The sequence below is a fragment of the Nitrospira sp. BLG_2 genome (assembly GCF_049222245.1).
In genome coordinates this window covers 1-3,337 of the sequence record NZ_JBLYIG010000100.1, presented here as the reverse complement: position 1 = coordinate 3,337, position 3,337 = coordinate 1, and the positions used below count along the sequence as shown (strand labels likewise).

General features: G+C 51.1%; 9 protein-coding genes. 5 read left to right on the top strand and 4 right to left on the bottom strand.

Features of this window, described 5'->3' with window-relative positions; all coding sequences use genetic code 11:
- The 3 genes from ACOSYY_RS02945 to ACOSYY_RS02935 all read left to right on the top strand — a co-directional run.
- Positions 1-549, top strand: a 549-nt coding sequence (locus tag ACOSYY_RS02945; RefSeq protein ID WP_421660778.1) for a uracil-DNA glycosylase, incomplete at its 5' end; no start/stop codon positions are given.
- Positions 550-669: 120 nt separating this feature from the next.
- A complete protein-coding gene (locus tag ACOSYY_RS02940) occupies positions 670-921 on the top strand; it encodes an AbrB/MazE/SpoVT family DNA-binding domain-containing protein (RefSeq protein WP_421660777.1) in 252 nt (83 codons plus the stop codon).
- Entirely contained in the window at positions 912-1,250 is a 339-nt protein-coding gene (locus tag ACOSYY_RS02935; RefSeq protein ID WP_421660776.1) for a type II toxin-antitoxin system PemK/MazF family toxin, read from the top strand. The genes ACOSYY_RS02940 and ACOSYY_RS02935 overlap by 10 nt, the downstream gene beginning before the upstream one ends.
- Positions 1,251-1,370: 120 nt before the next feature.
- Here ACOSYY_RS02935 and ACOSYY_RS02930 read toward each other — a convergent pair whose 3' ends face one another.
- The 3 genes from ACOSYY_RS02930 to ACOSYY_RS02920 all read right to left on the bottom strand — a co-directional run bounded on the left by ACOSYY_RS02930 (position 1,371) and on the right by ACOSYY_RS02920 (position 2,268).
- On the bottom strand, positions 1,371-1,520 hold the full coding sequence (locus ACOSYY_RS02930; protein ID WP_421660779.1) for a type II toxin-antitoxin system Phd/YefM family antitoxin: 150 nt from the start codon (positions 1,518-1,520) through the stop codon (positions 1,371-1,373).
- A 261-nt stretch (positions 1,521-1,781) separates the two neighbouring features.
- Positions 1,782-2,027, bottom strand: coding sequence for a type II toxin-antitoxin system RelE family toxin (locus ACOSYY_RS02925; protein WP_421660775.1), 246 nt, complete (start codon positions 2,025-2,027; stop codon positions 1,782-1,784).
- A gap of 94 nt (positions 2,028-2,121) precedes the next feature.
- Positions 2,122-2,268, bottom strand: a complete 147-nt coding sequence (locus tag ACOSYY_RS02920; protein ID WP_421660774.1) for a hypothetical protein — start codon at positions 2,266-2,268, stop codon at positions 2,122-2,124.
- 88 nt (positions 2,269-2,356) lie between these two features.
- Between ACOSYY_RS02920 and ACOSYY_RS02915 the strand changes: the two genes are divergently transcribed.
- Both ACOSYY_RS02915 and ACOSYY_RS02910 read left to right on the top strand, forming a co-directional pair.
- Entirely contained in the window at positions 2,357-2,554 is a 198-nt protein-coding gene (locus ACOSYY_RS02915) for a hypothetical protein (RefSeq protein ID WP_421660773.1), read from the top strand.
- On the top strand, positions 2,530-2,847 hold the full coding sequence (locus ACOSYY_RS02910; protein ID WP_421660772.1) for a type II toxin-antitoxin system RelE/ParE family toxin: 318 nt from the start codon (positions 2,530-2,532) through the stop codon (positions 2,845-2,847). The genes ACOSYY_RS02915 and ACOSYY_RS02910 overlap by 25 nt, the downstream gene beginning before the upstream one ends.
- Positions 2,848-2,875: 28 nt before the next feature.
- On the opposite strand, the gene ACOSYY_RS02905 is transcribed toward ACOSYY_RS02910, so the two are convergent.
- Positions 2,876-3,337 (bottom strand): hypothetical protein (locus ACOSYY_RS02905; RefSeq protein ID WP_421660771.1); only part of this gene is annotated, 462 nt, incomplete at its 5' end.

Genomic DNA, 3,337 nt, shown 5'->3' with positions numbered 1-3,337 from the left:
CACGCAAGTATCATGTTTGTGGGAGAAGCGCCAGGATTCAATGAAGATCAGAAGGGGGAGCCGTTTGTGGGTGCGGCTGGAAAGCTTTTGAACGATCTCCTGACCTCGGCAGGCCTTTCGCGCGATCAGATCTATATTGCGAACGTCATCAAGTGCCGGCCGCCGAACAATCGCGATCCAGAACAAGACGAAGTGGAAACCTGCAAGCCGTTCCTGATGCAACAGATTCAGCTGATCAGGCCAAAATTGGTCTGTACCCTGGGCAACTGGGCAACTCAGACATTGCTGGAACGCAAAGTCGGCATCACGAAAGTCAAAGCCCAAGCTTTTTACATGAAAGACTTCGTCATCTTCCCATTGCTTCACCCAGCAGCTGCCCTCCATCAAGGCAATCTCCTCGCAACACTGAAAGAAGATTTCAAAAAGCTAAAAGAATTCTTAGACCGCCACTCCAAACCGGCAGAGCCACCCACTGCAGCTCCTACCCCAACCGCACCAGTCTTGAACATCGAATCTCCCCAGCCGGCACAGATGGATTTGTTCGGGTAAGTGTCATTATTTCTAATCTCACCATTGTCTAATAGACTCATCTCCCCATTGGCAATTGAAACTCTTCATTTGCTTATGACTGCAGGTGTGCTTACAATGTAGGTCCATCAGGAGAATCACATGAAAGCACATATCGTCAGAATCGGCAATTCCAGAGGCATCCGTCTCCCAAAAACACTCATCCAGGAAGCTCAGCTCGAGGATGAAGTAGAACTCCAGGCTGAACCAGGTCGAATACTCATCTCAAAGCCGTCACGGCCACGAGCCGGTTGGGCCGACGCAGCCCGGCGCATGCGGGAACAGGGCGAAGATCACCTCATCGACCAGCCAATGCCGACTCGGTTCGATAAGGAAGAGTGGAAATGGCGGTAACATCCGCAGGTCCAACCCGCGGCGATGTATATCTGATTGAACTCGATCCCACTCGAGGGAGTGAGATCCGAAAAACACGGCCCTGCCTCATTATTTCACCTGAGGAACTGAATCAGCATCTGGGGACTTTAATCATTGCACCGATGACCACAGGGGGACAGGCCTATCCCTGGCGTGTTCGCTGCCGCTTTCGTGATCGTACTGGGTTTGTCGCCATAGACCAACTACGCGCCGTCGACAGCGAGCGCCTTGTCAGAAGAGTCGGACGAATCGCTCCGACCACTCTGACAGCAGTCCTCGCCGTCTTACAGGAAATGTTTTCCCTATAGGGATTTCTCGATCTCTTTTGGCCATACCAGTCTTGAATATGGAATCCCCCCAGCCTGCTCAGATGGATTTATTCGGCTAGCCTTTCCGTTTCATTCGCTCAGCCAAACACCGCGCTATGGCTAACCAATTTGGCTTTCTCTGCCTGTTTTCAAGGACCAGCGTAACGAGCGCATCGACTTTTGATCGCTCAGAATTTCGATCGTTTCCATGAGTCCCTCAAAATGATCCATACTCAAGAGCACAGCGGAAGGAACGCCATCGCGAGTAATCGCGATAATCTCTTACTTGTGCTTCATCCGCCGGATGAGGTCGGACAACTATTCTTAGCCTTGCTGACAGAAACGACCTCATCCACCTGCGGCATGCTACCTCCTTAGAGCTTTACTAGTAGCCATTTATAATGGCTTGAATAAATTCTGGTAAGCAACCTCGGCCCCCAGCACACCAACCTTGAACATTGAATCGCCTCAGCCGGCGCAGATGGATTTGTTCGGATAGCCTGATGCTTCAAACCATGACGAATGGGTTATTCAGTTCTTCTCCCTCGCAAGCAGCAACGTCCTTAGTTCTTCGTACACATTGCGACGAGGACCGATAAAAACGATATCCAGACAAGACTCATCATCATGAATGCGGTAAATAATCCGATACGTTCTGATTCGATAGGATCGCAGTCCGGCGAGTTCAAACTGGAGGGAATGACCTACAAGCGGAGAGAGCAAAGAACCCAGAGGAAAGACGAGTATCAACAACGAATTGGTGCACGGATGGACCATATCACCTCGGAACAGCTATCAGAATTGAAACAGACTGTTTGAAAATACCTGACAACTCCAGGCGGAGCACTACGACAGAATAAGATTATGCGAACTACGCCGCAGCAGCAACCTTCTTCAGGTACAGTTCCGTCCGATAGCCTGTTGTGGCCAGAACCCCAATCAACACATCGGTCGAGACACTTTGCGTATTGCCTTTTGCAATAGCGGTGACTCGGGTTTTTGATGTTCCATAACGCATGTCAGTTGATTGAGCCCACAGCCAGCTTGCTTTTTCTGACTTCCGGGCATAGCCTTACCGAAAAAGAGTCTACGGGAAGGAGGCACCCATGGCAAAGGCTAAAGCCGAGGCATTAGAGCTTATTAAACAGCTCCCTGATGACGTGACTACCAGCGGGATTATGGAGGAGCTATTTTTTAAGCAGCAGGTGGAAAAAGGTCTTCAAGACGCTGTTGAGGGACGCGTTCTCTCCCATCAAGAACTGAAAGAAAGAATTGCTCGATGGCGCAAGTCCGCTGGGCGCTGACCGCCAGTACCGATCTTCAGGATATCGAAGACTTCATCGCGCGTGATTCCGTCCTTCATGCAATTACTTTCGTTGATCGCATCGTTGAATCCACAGAGATGCTCCTCGAAACTCCTCACATCGGACGTGTCGTTCCCGAGTTCAATCGTCACGACCTTCGAGAGATCATTTTTCGTGGATATCGGATCGTGTATCTCGTGCAGAACGCTGAGGTCTTGATTCTCCGCATCGTGCATGGTGCGCGAGACTTGCTCAAACTGACTCAACGAGAACCTTGGGATTTAAGCGGCTAACGGATAGCATCCGCACTCGCACGTTCTGCTAAGCTTTCGATTTGATAGTCGGGGAAGAATCTGGATCCGAGGCTTCGCCACTTTCTTCTTCAGCAGGTTTCTCTTCTTCCGGCACGTCGAACCACTGCACCAGCATCTCTTCCCACCAGGCTTGCGTCACATCGTCCCCTGGGTCGGTCCCCAGAACGGCCACGTCGTCTTTCGTGATAGATGATCCGACGAGCTGCGGTTGGAATTTCGCCCGGTTGATGACTTCTTTTGTGGCATAGCCGCCGATGATCCAGGAGTCGAGATCTGCTCGGCGGGACTTGTACTCCTTCAAGCTGTGCTTGAGGTACATTAAGATCTCCTGTTGGATCGGATCGGCGACGCCGGACTGAGGCAGGCTAAGGGTTTTCTCGATTGGCTTCCGCCAGTGTCGATCATCGTAGCGCGACGTGATCAGCTGCAGCATTTTCTTTCCTAACTCGGCATCAAGCGGCATGGTGTT

Bases quoted from the DNA above. Each gene is read 5' to 3' on its own strand.
- ACOSYY_RS02925 (WP_421660775.1), bottom strand. From the start codon at position 2,027: ATGGTCCATCCGTGCACCAATTCGTTGTTGATACTCGTCTTTCCTCTG.
- ACOSYY_RS02935 (WP_421660776.1), top strand. From the start codon at position 912: ATGGCGGTAACATCCGCAGGTCCAACCCGCGGCGATGTATATCTGATT.
- ACOSYY_RS02915 (WP_421660773.1), top strand. From the start codon at position 2,357: ATGGCAAAGGCTAAAGCCGAGGCATTAGAGCTTATTAAACAGCTCCCT.
- ACOSYY_RS02910 (WP_421660772.1), top strand. From the start codon at position 2,530: ATGGCGCAAGTCCGCTGGGCGCTGACCGCCAGTACCGATCTTCAGGAT.
- ACOSYY_RS02940 (WP_421660777.1), top strand. From the start codon at position 670: ATGAAAGCACATATCGTCAGAATCGGCAATTCCAGAGGCATCCGTCTC.
- ACOSYY_RS02920 (WP_421660774.1), bottom strand. From the start codon at position 2,268: ATGCGTTATGGAACATCAAAAACCCGAGTCACCGCTATTGCAAAAGGC.